Source organism: Plantactinospora sp. B5E13 (genome assembly GCF_039871775.1).
Lineage (GTDB): Bacteria > Actinomycetota > Actinomycetes > Mycobacteriales > Micromonosporaceae > Plantactinospora.
In genome coordinates, this window is the sequence record NZ_JBDPLT010000002.1 from 186,837 (window position 1) to 201,190 (window position 14,354).

Annotated in this window: 13 protein-coding genes; 10 read left to right on the top strand and 3 right to left on the bottom strand. The window is 73.9% G+C overall.

Annotation, left to right across the window (positions count from 1 at the left end; genetic code table 11):
* Positions 1 to 2 precede the first annotated feature (2 nt).
* The 4 genes from ABGB05_RS02770 to ABGB05_RS02785 all read left to right on the top strand — a co-directional run bounded on the left by ABGB05_RS02770 (position 3) and on the right by ABGB05_RS02785 (position 5,153).
* A complete protein-coding gene (locus ABGB05_RS02770) occupies positions 3 to 695 on the top strand; it encodes an ABC transporter permease (RefSeq protein WP_347651510.1) in 693 nt (230 codons plus the stop codon).
* Positions 692 to 1,426 carry an ABC transporter permease gene (locus ABGB05_RS02775; RefSeq protein ID WP_347651511.1) on the top strand — a complete coding sequence of 245 codons (735 nt, stop codon included), beginning with the start codon at positions 692 to 694 and terminating at the stop codon, positions 1,424 to 1,426. The genes ABGB05_RS02770 and ABGB05_RS02775 overlap by 4 nt, the downstream gene beginning before the upstream one ends.
* Before the next feature lie 212 nt (positions 1,427 to 1,638).
* A complete protein-coding gene (locus ABGB05_RS02780) occupies positions 1,639 to 2,655 on the top strand; it encodes a glycine betaine ABC transporter substrate-binding protein (protein ID WP_347651512.1) in 1,017 nt (338 codons plus the stop codon).
* A 149-nt stretch (positions 2,656 to 2,804) separates the two neighbouring features.
* Positions 2,805 to 5,153 (top strand): hypothetical protein, encoded by a 2,349-nt coding sequence (locus tag ABGB05_RS02785; protein WP_347651513.1) that lies wholly within the window; start codon positions 2,805 to 2,807, stop codon positions 5,151 to 5,153.
* A gap of 42 nt (positions 5,154 to 5,195) precedes the next feature.
* Here ABGB05_RS02785 and ABGB05_RS02790 read toward each other — a convergent pair whose 3' ends face one another.
* From ABGB05_RS02790 to ABGB05_RS02800, 3 genes are all read right to left on the bottom strand, one after another.
* Entirely contained in the window at positions 5,196 to 6,359 is a 1,164-nt protein-coding gene (locus ABGB05_RS02790) for an NADH-quinone oxidoreductase subunit D (RefSeq protein WP_347651514.1), read from the bottom strand.
* Between the two features lie 78 nt (positions 6,360 to 6,437).
* Entirely contained in the window at positions 6,438 to 6,890 is a 453-nt protein-coding gene (locus ABGB05_RS02795) for a universal stress protein (protein ID WP_347651515.1), read from the bottom strand.
* Positions 6,891 to 7,007: 117 nt separating this feature from the next.
* The gene (locus tag ABGB05_RS02800; RefSeq protein ID WP_347651516.1) at positions 7,008 to 8,024 is read right to left on the bottom strand and encodes an SAM-dependent methyltransferase; all 1,017 of its coding nucleotides are present in this window, start codon (positions 8,022 to 8,024) and stop codon (positions 7,008 to 7,010) included.
* Positions 8,025 to 8,158: 134 nt separating this feature from the next.
* Here ABGB05_RS02800 and ABGB05_RS02805 point away from each other — a divergent pair, with 134 nt between their 5' ends.
* From ABGB05_RS02805 to nadC, 6 genes are all read left to right on the top strand, one after another.
* Complete coding sequence (locus ABGB05_RS02805; RefSeq protein WP_347651517.1) at positions 8,159 to 9,286, top strand: DUF2520 domain-containing protein; 1,128 nt, start codon at positions 8,159 to 8,161, stop codon at positions 9,284 to 9,286.
* Positions 9,283 to 10,167: a pantoate--beta-alanine ligase gene (gene panC, locus ABGB05_RS02810; RefSeq protein ID WP_347651518.1), complete on the top strand. Its 885-nt coding sequence runs from the start codon at positions 9,283 to 9,285 to the stop codon at positions 10,165 to 10,167. Before ABGB05_RS02805 ends, panC begins: the two co-directional genes overlap by 4 nt.
* A gap of 4 nt (positions 10,168 to 10,171) precedes the next feature.
* Positions 10,172 to 10,597, top strand: coding sequence for an aspartate 1-decarboxylase (gene panD, locus ABGB05_RS02815; RefSeq protein ID WP_347651519.1), 426 nt, complete (start codon positions 10,172 to 10,174; stop codon positions 10,595 to 10,597).
* A 70-nt stretch (positions 10,598 to 10,667) separates the two neighbouring features.
* On the top strand, positions 10,668 to 11,573 hold the full coding sequence (locus tag ABGB05_RS02820; RefSeq protein WP_347651520.1) for a septum formation family protein: 906 nt from the start codon (positions 10,668 to 10,670) through the stop codon (positions 11,571 to 11,573).
* A 65-nt stretch (positions 11,574 to 11,638) separates the two neighbouring features.
* Positions 11,639 to 13,330, top strand: coding sequence for an L-aspartate oxidase (locus ABGB05_RS02825; RefSeq protein WP_347651521.1), 1,692 nt, complete (start codon positions 11,639 to 11,641; stop codon positions 13,328 to 13,330).
* Positions 13,331 to 13,411: 81 nt separating this feature from the next.
* Positions 13,412 to 14,308 (top strand): carboxylating nicotinate-nucleotide diphosphorylase, encoded by an 897-nt coding sequence (nadC, locus tag ABGB05_RS02830; protein ID WP_347651686.1) that lies wholly within the window; start codon positions 13,412 to 13,414, stop codon positions 14,306 to 14,308.
* The last annotated feature ends 46 nt before the right edge of the window (positions 14,309 to 14,354 follow it).

Below are 14,354 nucleotides of genomic sequence, written 5' to 3' on the forward strand. Positions count from 1 at the left end.
GTATGTCCTTCCGCATGATCGCCCAGGACGACCCGGGCAACCCCTGGTTCTCCTGGGATTATGTGCAGGGCAACACCGAGACGATCCTCGCCGCCCTGCGCGAGCACGCGGCGCTCACCGCCCAGGCGGTGCTGATCGCCGCCGTGGTGGCGATCCCGCTCGCCGTGCTGGCGTACTGGTACCGGCGTCTCACCGGGCCGATTCTCGCACTCTCCGGAGTGCTCTACACCGTGCCGTCGCTGGCGCTGTTCTCCTTCGTCGCGCCGTACCTGGGGATCGGCACCGCGACGGTGCTGGTCGGGCTGGTCGTCTACGCGCTGTTGCTGATCATCCGGAACACCCTCGCCGGGCTCAACCAGGTGCCGGCGGAGGTACGCGACGCCGCCCGGGGCATGGGGTACGGGCGGTTCGCCCAGCTCACCCGGATCGACCTGCCGCTGGCGCTGCCCGGCATCATCACCGGGGTACGCCTGGCCACCGTCTCCACGGTCGCGCTGGTGACCGTCGGCGTACTGGTCGGGCACGGCGGCCTCGGTCAGCTGATCCTCGGTGGTTTCCGGAACAACTTCTTCAAGGCGCAGATCATGACCGGCACCCTGCTCTGCGTGGCGCTGGCGCTGGTCCTGGACCTGCTCCTGGCCGGGCTGGGTCGACTGCTCACCCCGTGGGCCCGACGTCGGAGGGCACTCGGATGAACCCGATCGAGCAGGCGGTGGTCTGGCTCAACGACCCGCTGAACTGGACCAACCCGGGCGGCATCCTGGACCGGCTGGTCGAGCACCTCGGTATCTCGGCGGCGGCCGTCGCGATCGGATGCCTGGTCGCCTGGCCGGTCGGGCTCTGGCTCGGGCACACCCGGCGGGGCGGCGGGCTGGTGGTGCTGACCTCCAACATCACGCTGGCCATCCCGACCATCGCCCTGCTCACCATCCTGCCGCTGACCGTGATCGGCTTCGGCAAGCCGCCGGTGATCCTCGCGTTGGCGGTCTTCGCGGTGCCGCCGCTGCTGGCCACCGCGTACACCGGGGTCCGGGGGATCGACCCCGAGGTACGCGACGCGGCCCGCGGGATGGGCCTCTCCGGCGGGCAGCTGCTGCGCCGGGTGGAGCTGCCGCTGGCGGTGCCGTACCTCGCCGCCGGCTTCCGGACCGCCGCCGTGCAGGTGGTGGCCACCGCCGCGCTCGCCTCCTTCGTGAACGGCGGCGGACTGGGCCAGATCATCAGTGCCGGGTTCGGGCTCGACATCTCGGTCGGCGGTGGCCAGATCCTGGCCGGCGGGTTGCTGGTGGCCCTGCTCGCCCTGCTGGTCGAGCTGCTGCTCGCCGGGCTGGAGCGGCTGGTGACCCCTCGGCCGCTGCGCCGGGCGGGGCGCGGGATGTCCCGGCGGGCGGACCGGCGGGCCGCCGCGGCGATCACCGGCTCCTGACCTCTGGGCGGGGTTCCGTCACGCCTTGTGTGCACCTCTGCGCGGGTTGTCGAACTTTCCGTGACGATCCAGTGACAAAGATCCCGACGGATTGTCGCCCCGAACGGGAAGATGTTTCGTGGAGGACGCGGGCGGCCGGCAACGTGCCTCGCCCGTCGGACACGCGGCCGGCCCGACCCGGGCCGCGCCGGGACACAGGAGGCGGGCGTTTCATGCGCGTACCTACACGTTTGCTCATCGGTGCCGTCGGCGTGGTCGCCGCGGCCGGGGTGCTGGCGGGCTGCGGCGGCGCTGGTTCCTCCGGCACCCAGGCCCCGCCGGCCGGTGCCGAGGGCGCCGGCTGCGCGCCGGTGACCGGCAACCAGCTGGTGGTCCTCGACGACGACAAGAAGCTCCAGAACACCGACAACGTCATTCCGGCGATCAACAGCAAGGTCGCCCAGCCGCCGCTGGTCGCGGCTCTGGACAAGGTCTCGGACAGCCTCGACACCCCCAAGCTCATCGGCCTGAACAAGGCCGTCGACGCGGACCGGAAGACCTCGAAGGTGGCCGCCGAGGAGTTCGCCGCCGCCAACAACCTGACCGCCGGGATCACCGGTGGCGGCAGCGGCGAGATCGTCATCGGCGCGGCCAACTTCAGCGAGAACGCCACCCTGGCCGAGCTGTACCGGATCGCGCTCACCGCCGCCGGCTACCAGCCCCGGGTCCAGCAGATCGGCAACCGCGAACTCTACGAACCCGCGCTGGAGAAGGGCCAGATCCAGGTGGTTCCGGAGTACGCCGCCAGCATGGCCGAGTTCCTGAACAACAAGCTGAACCAGCAGCCCGGTGGGGCCACCCCGCCGCCGGTCGCCTCGCCCGACCTCAACCAGACGGTGAGCGGCCTGAAGACCCTCGGCGACAAGGCGGGCATCACGTTCGGCAAGCCGTCCGCCGCGCAGGACCAGAACGCCTTCGCGGTCACCAAGGAGTTCGCCGACAAGTACGGCGTACGGACCCTCAGCGAACTGGCCGCCAAGTGCTCCGGTACGGCGACCGTGCTCGCCGGCCCGCCGGAGTGCCCGCAGCGGCAGACCTGCCAGGCCGGGCTGGTCCGGGTCTACAACTTCCAGGCCGGCAGGTTCAGCTCGTTCGACGCCGGTGGTCCGCAGACCAAGTCCGCGGTGAAGCGCGGCGAGGCGAGTGTCGGCCTGGTCCTCTCCTCGGACGGTGAACTCGCCGCTGGCTGACCTGGCTGGTCCTCCGCCGATCCGGGCGGAAACCCTCTACCGGCACCGGTCGGACGTCACCCAGGGTGGCGTCGGGCCGGTGCCGGGCCATGTTCGGGCGGGCGCACCGCCCTCCCACTCGTCGGCAACTGTCGGTAGGCTTCACTGCCATGCCAGCCCGCGAGGCCGCTGAGGAGTCCCGCCGTAGACCGCTGCTGACCATGCTCTTCTGGGCAGGGGTCGGACTGGCCCCGTTGGCGGCCCTGTTACTCCTGGTCGGACAGAGCAGCGGCCCGCTACGGATCGCGGCCGTGCTCGCCGTCCTCGCGGTTGTCCTGATCGGACTCTCCATCACGCTGCGCCGCGACGCCGAGGGCGTCCGGCTGGACCTGGAGGAGAGTCTCCTGGAGGAGATCGACGACCTCCGGGGCGAGCTGCGCACCGAGATCGCGACCGCCGCCCGGACCACCCACAAGACGCTCGGCGAGCGGCTGGACGCGGTACAGGGCGACGTCGAGGCGCTACGTGGCCAACTCGACTCGGTCCGGGCCGGGCAGGAGTCCGGCCGGTCCGGGGTCGCGGCCGCAGCCGCCGTACCGGCACCGACCGTTGGTGCGGCCACCGCGCCGGCCGCCGGGTCGGTCGGGGCCGCGTCGGTCGGCGGCGCCCCGGCTCGGACGGCGCGGGACGGCGCGCCGAGGGCGCGCGGCACCGGCGAGGCCGCGCCGCTGGGTCAGGGGCCGGAGGTCCCGGCCGGATCACGGGGTGCGGACGACTGGGCGCCGGCGGGTCGGGGGCCGGACGTCCACGCGGCGTCGCGCGGCGCGGAGGACTGGGCGCCGGTGGGTCAGGGGCCGGAGGGTCCCGCCGTGTCACGCGGTGCGGAGGACTGGACCCCGGCCGGGCCGGGGCACGGTGAGGCGGGCCCGGAACGTCGCCGGTCGGAGCGGTCCGGCCGGTACCCGGGTGACCGGCACACCGGCTACGACGACGACGGCTACTCCGACGAGCGACGGGCCGGACCGGGCCGGGGCCGGTACGACCGGGCCGACGAGGGACCCGGGATGCCACCGGGACAGTACGGTGCCCCATCGGCCCCGTACGCCTCGTCCGTCCCGTCCGGCGGGCATCGGGCGCCGGGCGGCGGCCCGCAGCACAGCGCGGCGACCGGAAGTTTCCCGCTGCTCGGTCCGGGCGTGGTGCAACACACCGAGACCGTCCAGGTCACCACCCGGCACACCATCGTCGGTGCCGCCGAGGACGACGTCCGGGGCGGCAACGTCTACGGCAACACGTACGGCGCCCCGCAGGCCGGCAGCACGTACGGCGCTCCGCAGGCCGGCAGCACGTACGGCGCTCCGCAGGGCGGCAACACGTACGGCGCTCCGCAGGGCGGCAGTACCTACGGCGCTCCCCGGGGCGGTGGCACGTACGGCAGCGCGTCGGGCGGCAGCTACGGCACCCCACACGGCGGTAACGCGTACGGCGGCGGCCCGCAGGGCGGCGGTGGCGGTTACGGCGGCCCGCAGGGCGACAGCGGTTACGGCAGCTATCAGGGCGGCGGCTACCAGGGCGGTGCCTACCAGGGCGGTTCCTATCAGGGCGGTGGCAACACCTACGGGGGTCGGGACGGCCGGGACGACCCGAGAGGTCACGGGCGGGCAGACGAGCGGGGCCACGGGCGGCCCGACGACTGGTCCGACGACGAGGAGGAGACCTCCGGACGGGCGCGCGGACGCCGGGGCGGCGAGCCGGACGACGGCGAGCCGGGTGGTCGACGCTTCGCCGGGGTGCGGCTCGGCGACATCCGGTTCGGCGAGATGCCCTGGCGGGGCCGGTCGGCGGAACCCGATCCGGATCTGGAGACCGGCGATCCCGCCGACGACTCGTACTGGTCGGAACTGCGGGCGGGCGACCAGTGGTCCTCGGTCCGTGAGGACGAGCACGGCCAGGAACTCCGGATGGGCGAGCGGCGGGCCTCGGTGCGCAGCGACGACTCCGGCATGGAGATGCGGGTCGAGGACCGGTGGGCCGAGGTACGCCGGTCGGATCCGCGCTACGACGACGAACGCGGCTCGGGCCGCCGCCGGCCCGACGCCGAGGCCGACGATCGGGGCCGCCGCTGGCCCGACGCCGACGGCGGTCGGTCGGCCGGGGCGGGCTACCGGGGTGACCCCGGCTACCGGGACGACGAGGACGACCGGCGACGCGGCGGCCGGGCCCGGGACTCGTGGGACGAACCAGAGCTGTCGGACCGGGCGGCCGGCGCCGACCGACGGGGTGGCCGGGCTGCCGCCTTGCCGGCCGGCGGCATCGACCAGGCCGACGCCTGGGCGCCGGCCGGCGCCCAGTGGGGTCCGGCGTCCCGGCGCTCCCCGGAGCCCGAGCCGGCCCAGCGGGGGCGTCGACACCGCGACGACGAGGAGTACGGCTACCCGCCGGCGGACGAGGCACCCCGGGCCGGTGGCACCCGCCACGGCGCGGACCAGGGCTACGGCGCCGACTACGGCTACCGCTGACGTTCCCGACCCACCCGCTGACCGGCCGGACCTCGGCGTGACCTACTTGTCGATGTCGCCGACCACGAAGAACATCGAACCGAGGATCGCGATCAGGTCCGGCACCAGACAGCCGGGCAACAGCGTGGCGAGCGCCTGCACGTTGGCGTACGAGGCGGTGCGCAGCTTCAACCGCCAGGGCGTCTTCTCACCCCGGGACACCAGGTAGTAGCCGTTGATGCCGAGCGGATTCTCGGTCCAGGCGTACGTGTGTCCCTCCGGTGCCTTGACCACCTTCGGCAGCCGTACGTTCACCGGGCCGCTGATCCGGTCGACCTGGTCCAGGCAGCGTTCGGCGAGGTCGAGGGAGACGTACACCTGGTCGAGCAGGACCTCGAACCGGGCGTGACAGTCTCCCGTGCTCTTGGTGACCACCGGCACGTCCAGCGACCCGTACGCCAGGTACGGCTCGTCGCGGCGCAGGTCGAGGTCGAGGCCGGAGGCGCGGGCGACCGGCCCGGAGGCCCCGAAGGCGGCGGCGTCGGCGGCGGAGAGCACCCCGACGCCGACCGTACGGGCCAGGAAGATCTCGTTGCGGCGGATCAGGTTGTCCAGGTCGGGCAGCCGACGTCGGACCTCGCCGATCGCCTCGCGGGCCCGGCGGGTCCAGCCGGCCGGTACCTCCTCCTTGAGCCCGCCGACCCGATTGAACATGTAGTGGATCCGGCCGCCCGAGACCTCCTCCATGACCGCCTGCAGCGTCTCGCGCTCGCGGAACGCGTAGAACATCGGCGTGATGGCGCCGATCTCCAGCGGGTAGGAGCCGAGGAACATCAGGTGGTTGAGTACCCGGTTGAGTTCGGCGAGGGCGGTACGCAGCCAGACCGCCCGCTCGGGGACCTCGATCCCCATCATCCGTTCGACGGCGAGGACCACCCCGAGTTCGTTGGAGAACGCCGACAGCCAGTCGTGCCGGTTGGCCAGCACGATGATCTGCCGGTAGTCGCGTACCTCGAAGAGCTTCTCGGCGCCCCGGTGCATGTAGCCGACGATCGGCTCGCAGGAGACCACCCGCTCGCCGTCGAGGACCAGCTTGAGTCGGAGTACGCCGTGCGTCGACGGATGCTGCGGCCCGATGTTCAGCACCATGTCGGCGGTGTCGAGCCCGGTGCCGGTGCCGACGGTCAGCTCCCGCAGCGCCCCGGTGTCGGCTGTCATGCCCGCCATCGTGCCATGACCGCCGGTCCGCCGGTCCGCCCCGCGACGTCAGGTCACCACGGCCACGGCCGGTCGGCCACGGGGTGGTCACGGCACCACGGTCACCGGCCAGCGGCGGGCGCGGACCAGCCGCACCGCGAGGGACCCGGCGATCCGGTGACCGATGCCGGCGGACGAGCCCACGATCACCGCGTCGGCCCGAACCTCCTCGGCCACCTCGGAGAGGACGCTCAGCGGGTCACCGGCCCGGACCACCAGGTCGGCGTCGACACCCCAGCGTCGGGTCTGCGTCCGCACCGTCTCGCGCAGTTCCGCCTCGACCTCGTCCTGGGCGCCGGCCACCTCCAGGCTTGCCGTACCGGCCCGGTCGGCGATGGCGACGAGCGCGCTCGGTTGGCTGCGGACGTACACCGCCACCAGTCTGGTCTGTTGCCGTCGGGCCAGCCCGGCGGCGTACGCGGCCGCCCGCAGGGACGTCTCCGAACCGTCCACGCCGACCAGGATCGCGGTGGGTCCGTCGGTACCGAACTCGAAACCCATGATCGACCTCCGCTCCGTACGCCTGCCTCCATTGCCGGTCCCGGCTTGTCCAACCCGGCCGGCCGCCCGGTTGTGCCCGGATCGGCCGGGACCGTGACCCGGCAGACAGCGGGCGGCCTACCGTCCGGGCGGCAGCAGTGGGGTGGACGGATCGAGGCCGACCGGCTGGAGCAGCCACCAGTGGCCGCCGAGTCCGGCCGGGTCGCCGAGTTCGGCCGCGGCGGAGGCCCGGGCGAGCGCGTGGACGTACCCGGCGGGGTCGGTCGAGGCCAGAGCCAACGGCGGCCGTCGGCCGTCGACACCGAGCGCGCGCACCGCGTCACGCTGGCTGACCAGGGTGTACGGCGATCCGGCCGCAGTCGACCCGGCGGCCGCCACCGAGTCGATCGAGACGTGGGCGGTCAGGTCACAACTGCCGTCCGGCACCGGCGGCACCTGCCGTCCGGCCCGGAATCCGGTGAGCGTGCCGTCCACCGGACGGGTCTGCCGGAGGTGGCCGTAGTCGACGGCCAGGGCCAGTCCCCGGTCCACCACGGCGACGGCGGTCGCCCAGGCGGCGTCCCGAGGCAGCCCGATCTCGGCCCGGACGCCCGGCCCGTCGACGCCGACGGGCGTCGGCCACCAGCGGTCGAGCCACTCCCGTTCGGCGGCGTCGACCGCGTCGCCAACCGACTCGGCGCCGGTGGCGGGATCGACCAGCACCCGGCGCCAGCCGGCCGGCCCGGCCTGCGCGACCTCCAGCGGTACGTTGTCGAGCCACTCGGTGCCGAGCAGCAGTCCGACCACCCCGGTCGGCAGGTCGGCGCGCCAGCCGATCGTTTCGGGTAGCTCCCCGGGCCGCGGCGCGAGTTCGACCGCGGTCAGGCGTAGCCGCGCGGCGAGCCCGGGCGGGACGAGCCGGATCAGGCTGGTCAGCAACTCGCCGCGTCCGGCACCGACGTCGACCACGTCCAGCGGGTCGGGGCGACCGAGGGCCCGGTCGAGGTGCTCCAGCAGCCGGACCACGGCGGTGCCGAGCACCGGTACGACGTGCGCGCTGGTCCGGAAGTGCGCGGCCGGCCCGGCCCCGGTGACAAAAAAGCCGTCATCGCCGTACAGCGCGGTCGACATCGCCGCTGCCCATCCGATGGCCACCGGGACAGGCTAAACGGGCGGTTCATCCCGGATCGGCGGCGGTGAAGGTTTTCACAACCCCTTGGTCGGGCTCGGGCGGGACGGCGCATACTTGCCATCGACCGGTACCACGCATCGAGGACTGGATCATTGCCATGAGCGCATCGCCGCGCCCGCGCCCGGCCGCGTCCCGTGGGACGCCTCCGCCGCCGGCCACCGAAGTCGCCGCTCCGGCTGCCCGGGACGTCGTCCCGCCGGCCGTCGAGGACCGGCCGTGCCAGGGGATCGTTTCGGACCCGCTCACCGTGGGGATAGTCGGCGCCGGCCGCGTCGGTGCGGTGCTCGGCGCCGCGTTGGCCCGGGCCGGCCACCGGGTGGTCGCTGTCACCGGCGCCTCGGCCGCCACCCGGGAACGGATCAGCCGGCTGCTTCCGGGCACCGACGTCCGCTCCGCCGACGAGGTGGCCCGGGCCGCCACCGACCTGCTGCTGGTCGCCGTACCGGACGACTCGCTCGGCGCCGTCGCGGCCGGGCTGGCCGACAGCGGCGCCCTGCGGCCCGGACAGGTGGTCGCGCACACCTCCGGCGCGCACGGGCTCGCCGTACTCGATCCGGTCCTCGCCGTCGGTGCCCTGCCGCTGGGCCTGCACCCGGCGATGACCTTCACCGGCACCGCCGACGACCTGGCCCGACTCCCCGGCATCTCGTACGGGGTGACCGCGCCGACGCCGCTGCGCCGGTACGCCGTCCGGCTCGTCGCCGACCTGGGTGGCGTACCGGAGTGGATCGCCGAATCGGACCGGCCGCTCTACCACGCGGCGCTCGCGCACGGGGCCAACCACCTGGTCACCCTGGTCAACGAGGCGGCCGACCGGCTGCGGGACGCCGGGGTCACGGATCCGGCGCGGGTGCTCGGGCCGCTGCTCCGGGCCGCGCTCGACAACGCCCTGCGGTACGGCGACGCGGCGCTGACCGGGCCGGTGTCCCGAGGTGACGCCGGAACCGTCGCCCGGCACCTGGACCGGCTGGCCGGCACCGCACCGGACTCGGTGCCCAGCTATCTTGCCCTGGCCCGGCGCACCGCCGACCGGGCGATCGCCGCCGGCCGGCTCCGGCCGGTCGACGCCGAGTCACTGCTCGGTGTGCTGGCCGACCGGGACGGGACGCCGGCGACCCGGGAGGCGGGACCGTCGACCCGGGACCGGGGCGTGGCGGCGCCGACCCGGGGCGGGACGCTGTCGGCCGGGGGCCGGCGGGCCGCGATGGAGGGGAGGACCGGATGACCAAGGTGTTGCGGACCAGGGCGGAACTCGCCGCGACGCTGGGCCCGCTGCCGGGTTCGCTGGCCGTGGTGATGACCATGGGCGCCCTGCACCCCGGGCACGAGGCGCTGCTTCGCGCCGCCCGGGACCGGGCCCGGTTCGTGCTCGCGACGATCTTCGTCAACCCACTCCAGTTCGGGCCGAACGAGGACTTCGACCGGTACCCCCGCACCTTCGAGGCGGACCTGGCGATCTGCGAGGCGGCCGGGGTGGACTACGTCTTCGCCCCGACCCGGGAGGAGATGTACCCCGGCGGCGAGCCGACGGTCCGGGTCGACTCCGGCGGCCTCGGTGCGGAGTTGGAGGGAGCCAGCCGCCCCGGCTTCTTCAACGGCGTACTGACCGTGGTGCTCAAGCTGCTCAACCTGCTGCGGCCGGACGTCGCGCTCTTCGGCGAGAAGGACTACCAGCAGCTCACCATGATCCGGCGGATGGTCCGCGACCTGGAGCTGGACGTGGAGATCGTCGGCGTGCCGACCGTACGCGAGCCGGACGGGCTGGCCTTGTCCAGCCGGAACCGGTACCTGTCCGCCGAGGAGCGGGCCGCCGCGCTGAGCCTGTCGGCCGCGCTGCGGGCCGGCGCGGACGGCGCCGCGGCCGGGCGGGGCGCCGCCGGCACGCTCGCCGCCGCCTTCCGGGCCTTCGGCGCGGACACTCCGGGCGGCGCGACCGGCCCCGGGGCACCCGTCGCCAAGCTGGACTACCTGGTGCTGACCGACCCGGACCTGGGTCCGGCCCCAGCCTCCGGGCCGGCCCGGATGCTGGTCGCCGCCTGGGTCGGCGGCACCCGACTGATCGACAACATGCCGGTGGAGTTGGCACCGGTCACCCCGGAGGGATAACCCGATGTTCCGCACCATGCTCAAGTCGAAGATCCACCGGGCCACCGTGACCCAGGCCGACCTGCACTACGTCGGCTCGGTCACCATCGACCAGGATCTGCTCGACGCCGCCGACCTGCTCCCCGGTGAGCAGGTGGCGATCGTGGACATCACCAACGGGGCACGGCTGGAGACGTACGTGATCCCGGGCGAGCGGGGCAGCGGGGTGATCGGCATCAACGGGGCCGCCGCGCACCTGGTGCACCCCGGTGACCTGGTCATCCTCATCTCGTACGCGCAGCTGGACGACGCCACGGCGCGGACGTACCAGCCCCGGATCGTGCACGTGGACGCGGCGAACCGGATCATCGAGTTGGGTGCCGACCCGGCCGAAGCGGTCCCGGGCATGGTCGGCGATCCGGTTCGGGGGGACCTGCTCGCGACACGGTGATTTCCCCGAACGGGTGACACGTCTGTTTACCGTATGGTGCAGACGGAGAGTCGCCCTTGGGGAGGGACGCATGCGGCGTTGGATGACCACCCTGGCGTTGACCGGGGCCGTCGCGCTCGCTCTCGGCGGCTGCGCCGCACCGGGTGGTGCGGACGGCGATCTCACCAACGACTGGGCGGCACTCGGTGAACCGAAGGTGTTCACCCCGGCGGCCGGTACCTGCCACGGGGCGGACTTCTCCGAGGTCAGTTACCTGTCGTCGTACCTTCCCATCGACTGTGCCAGCAGCCACCAGGTGGAGACCGTGCACGTCGGCACCTTCACCGGCGCGGCGGCGACGGGCCAGGCGCCGCCGGCCCGGGAGTCCGCCGAGCGCCGCGCGGCGTACGCCGAGTGCGACACCCGGGCACGCGGCTACCTCGGCGCGGACTGGCGGGTCGCCCGGCTCTGGCTCGGCGTCTCGATCCCCTCGGAACGGGCCTGGAACGGCGGCGCCCGGTGGTTCCGTTGCGACGTGGTCGAGGTGATCGAGGTCGAGGAGGAGGGGCTGACCACCTCCCGGACCGGCAGTCTGAAGGATGCCCTGAAAACCCCGGGCAAGCTGCACCTCGGCTGCTACGCGACCACCCTCGACCGCAACGACGCGATCGACCGGATGAACCCGACCGCCTGCGACGCCCGGCACAACACCGAGTTCGCCGGGGTGTGGCGGGCGCCGAGCCGGCAGCGCTATCCGCAGGCGGAACGAGACTGGGGAGCCTTCTACGGCGGCTGCTACGGGGTCATCGCCCGCTTCGCCGGGGTGACCCGGAGCAGCGTGGAGTTTCGTACCGGAGTCATCGCGCTGCCCAGCGGGGAGGACGACTGGGCGGCCGGGGACCGGGGCGTGCGCTGCTACCTGTGGAAGTCGGACGCCCGGTTCACCCGGTCGATGAAGGACGCCGGACCCCGCGGGCTGCCGGTTCAGACCGGATAGCGTCGCAGGCCACTTTCTCCGCCCCCCGGCCCGCCCGACGAATACTTTTCGGGTTGACTGGGGGGATGCGCCTGCCGACCGTCGATCTACCGGAGTTGCCCCGGCTGCTGACCGCGCCGGCGCCCGGCTGGGTGGAGACCACGGACGTGGTGGTGATCGGGTCGGGCATGGCCGGGCTCACCGCCGCGCTGCACCTGCGTGCGGCGGGACTGCACGTCACCGTGGTTACCAAGGTCAACATCGACGACGGGTCGACCCGGTGGGCCCAGGGCGGCATCGCGGCCGTACTCGATCCGCTGGACACCCCGGCGGCGCACGCCGCCGACACCGAGGTCGCCGGCGTCGGACTCTGCGATCCGGCCGCGGTCCGGGTCCTGGTCGAGGAGGGACCGACCCGGCTACGGGAACTGATCCGGGTGGGGGCCGAGTTCGACCGCAACCCGGACGGCTCGCTGATGCTGACCCGGGAGGGCGGGCACCACGCCAACCGGATCGTGCACGCCGGCGGCGACGCCACCGGCGCCGAGGTACAGCGGGCCCTGCACGCGGCGGTCGGCCGCGACCCGTGGATCCGGCTGGTCGAACACGCGCTTGTCCTCGACCTGCTCCGCGCACCCGGTTCCGGGCCGGACGGGCTGGGCCGGGCCTGCGGCGTCACCCTGCACGTGCTCGGCGAGGGCAGCGAGGACGGGGTCGGCGCGATCCTGGCCCGGGCGGTGGTGCTGGCCACCGGTGGCATGGGCCAGGTCTTCGCCACCACCACCAACCCGGTGGTCTCCACCGGGGACGGGGTCGCGCTCGCGCTGCGGGCCGGCGCGGCCGTGACCGACCTGGAGTTCGTGCAGTTCCACCCGACCGCGCTGGTCCGCCCGGCCGGGCCGGACGCCCCCGGGGTCGCCGCCCAACAGCCGCTGGTCTCCGAGGCGCTGCGCGGCGAGGGCGCCCACCTGGTCGACGCCGACGGCAAGCGGTTCATGGTCGGTCAGCACGAACTGGCCGAGCTGGCACCCCGGGACGTGGTGGCGAAGGGCATCATCCGGGTACTGCTCGCCACCGGTGACGACCACGTCTTCCTCGACGCCCGGCATCTCGGCGGGGAGTTCCTCAACCGGCGGTTTCCGACCATCGTCGCGTCCTGCCTGGCCGCCGGGATCGACCCGGCGGTCGAGCCGATCCCGGTCGCGCCGGCCGCGCACTACGCCTCCGGCGGCGTCCGTACCGACCTGCACGGCCGGACCAGCATCCCCGGCCTGTACGCCTGCGGCGAGGTGGCCTGCACCGGTGTGCACGGCGCGAACCGGCTGGCCAGCAACTCGCTGCTGGAGGGGCTGGTCTTCGCCCGGCGGATCGCCGAGGACATCACCCGGGACCTGCCGGAGCAGGCGGAACCGGCGCCCACCGGCGCGTGGCGGGGCGGCGACGGCTGGACCGTCGACCCGACGGTCCGGTCCGGCCTGGCCCGGGCGATGACCCGGGGCGCCGGAGTGCTGCGTTCCGCCGACTCGCTGCGGGCGACCGCCGCCGAACTGGTCGGGTTCGGTGCTACCCGGGCGGCACCCCAAACCGCGAGCTGGGAGACGACGAACCTGGTCACCGTCGCGGCGGCGCTGGTGGGTGCGGCGTACGCCCGGGAAGAGACCCGGGGCTGCCACTGGCGGGAGGACCACCCGGGGACCCGGCACGAGTGGCTCGGGCACCTGGTCGGGGCGATCGGCGCCTCGGGCGGGCTCGAGCAGCGGTGGGCGGCGACGGGCTGACCGGCGCCGGGCAAGCGACAGCGGGACGGGCGGCGGCGGTGCCGGCCGTGGTGTGGCGACAGCGAGCAGGGAGGCGTGGTGCTGGAACTCTCGACGGTGCAGGCGTTGCGGGCAGCCGGACTGGACTCGGCGGAGGTGGAACGGATCGTCCGGGGCGCGCTGGACGAGGACCTCGGGCCGCAGCACCGGGACGTGACCAGTGTGGCCACCATCCCCGAGGAGCAGGTCGACACGGCGGATCTGGTGGCCCGGGCGGACGGGGTGGTGGCCGGGCTGGCCGTCGCGGCGGCGGTCTTCGACCTCGCCGGTGCCGGTACGGTCCGGACGCTGCCGGTCGCCTCGGACGGTGACCCGGTCCGCCGGGGTGACGTACTGGCGACGGTGACCGGGCCGACCCGGTCGCTGCTGACCGCCGAGCGGACCGCGTTGAACCTGCTGTGCCGGATGTCCGGGGTGGCCACCCACACCCGGACCTGTGTGGACGCGCTGGGCGGGGCGAAGGCGACCGTACTGGACACCCGGAAGACCACCCCCGGCCTGCGCGCTCTGGAGAAGTACGCGGTCCGGGCCGGCGGCGGCGCGAACAAGCGGATGGGCCTGTACGACGTCGCCATGATCAAGGACAACCACAAGCTGGCGGCCGGCGGCATCGCCCCGGCGTACCGGCGGGTGCGGGCGACCTTTCCCGAGGTGCCGATCCAGGTCGAGGTGACCACGGTGGCCGAGGCGGTGGAGGCGGTGGACGCGGGTGCGGACTTCCTGCTCTGCGACAACATGTCCCCGGCGCTGCTCGCCGAGGTCGTCGGGGCGGTGGGGGACCGGGCCGAACTGGAGGCGACCGGCCGGCTGACCCTGGACAACCTTGCCGAGTACGCCGCCACCGGCGTCGACTACCTGTCGGTTGGGGCGTTGACCCACTCCTCACCTATCTTGGACATCGCGATGGACCTCCGGCCGCGCGACGGCGCCGGTCGGTAGGGCCGGACCTTCCGGCCGGACGGCAATCGCCGCCGGCACGACCTCG

What these genes read in the sequence shown, in the direction of transcription:
- ABGB05_RS02785 (WP_347651513.1), top strand. Translation starts at nt 2,805, where the DNA reads ATGCCAGCCCGCGAGGCCGCTGAGGAGTCCCGCCGTAGACCGCTGCTG.
- panC (WP_347651518.1), top strand. Translation starts at nt 9,283, where the DNA reads ATGACCAAGGTGTTGCGGACCAGGGCGGAACTCGCCGCGACGCTGGGC.
- panD (WP_347651519.1), top strand. Translation starts at nt 10,172, where the DNA reads ATGTTCCGCACCATGCTCAAGTCGAAGATCCACCGGGCCACCGTGACC.
- ABGB05_RS02780 (WP_347651512.1), top strand. Translation starts at nt 1,639, where the DNA reads ATGCGCGTACCTACACGTTTGCTCATCGGTGCCGTCGGCGTGGTCGCC.
- ABGB05_RS02825 (WP_347651521.1), top strand. Translation starts at nt 11,639, where the DNA reads ATGCGCCTGCCGACCGTCGATCTACCGGAGTTGCCCCGGCTGCTGACC.
- ABGB05_RS02775 (WP_347651511.1), top strand. Translation starts at nt 692, where the DNA reads ATGAACCCGATCGAGCAGGCGGTGGTCTGGCTCAACGACCCGCTGAAC.
- ABGB05_RS02795 (WP_347651515.1), bottom strand. Translation starts at nt 6,890, where the DNA reads ATGGGTTTCGAGTTCGGTACCGACGGACCCACCGCGATCCTGGTCGGC.
- ABGB05_RS02790 (WP_347651514.1), bottom strand. Translation starts at nt 6,359, where the DNA reads ATGGCGGGCATGACAGCCGACACCGGGGCGCTGCGGGAGCTGACCGTC.
- ABGB05_RS02820 (WP_347651520.1), top strand. Translation starts at nt 10,668, where the DNA reads ATGCGGCGTTGGATGACCACCCTGGCGTTGACCGGGGCCGTCGCGCTC.
- ABGB05_RS02805 (WP_347651517.1), top strand. Translation starts at nt 8,159, where the DNA reads ATGAGCGCATCGCCGCGCCCGCGCCCGGCCGCGTCCCGTGGGACGCCT.
- ABGB05_RS02770 (WP_347651510.1), top strand. Translation starts at nt 3, where the DNA reads ATGTCCTTCCGCATGATCGCCCAGGACGACCCGGGCAACCCCTGGTTC.